Below are 564 nucleotides of genomic sequence, written 5' to 3' on the forward strand. Positions count from 1 at the left end.
GTCGTAACCTCTCAGAACAGGTAGGTTTTCTTCTACCCGAAGTTCGCATTCGCGATAACCTAAGCCTCAAACCGAACCAATACACCATTTCGCTTAATGGTGAAGTGATTGAGCAGGGCTTCATCGAACCAGAGCGTTTAATGGCGATTGCCGTTGGCGACACCTACGGTGAAATCGATGGCATTCTAGGGAGCGATCCTGCTTACCAACTTCCTGCGGTTTGGATTGAACATCAAGACAAGGCGAAGGCACTCAACATGGGTTACCAAGTCGTGGACGACGGTACCGTGATCGCAACACACATCAGCAAAATCATGAAAACCAACCTTGCAGAATTGTTTACACACGATGATGTAGAAGCGATGACGCAGCGCTTAACCCAACAAGCGCCGAAATTGGCAGAAGCCTTAGCCGCTGCACTTAACCCAGCTCAACAGCTCAAAGTGTACCGCCAGCTATTGCTTGATCAGGTGCCACTAAAAGACATCCGAACCATTGCGAATACCATGCTGGAGTCTTCAGAAAACGCGAAAGACCCGATTTTGTTAGCGGCTGATGTTCGCT

Annotated in this window: 1 protein-coding gene; it reads left to right on the forward strand. The window is 48.9% G+C overall.

All coding sequences use genetic code 11. The features are described 5' to 3' along the window. Positions 1-564 (forward strand): FHIPEP family type III secretion protein (locus tag R7Z50_RS29845; RefSeq protein ID WP_318150060.1); only part of this gene is annotated, 564 nt, incomplete at both ends.

The sequence above is a fragment of the Vibrio sp. 1249-1 genome (assembly GCF_033340495.1).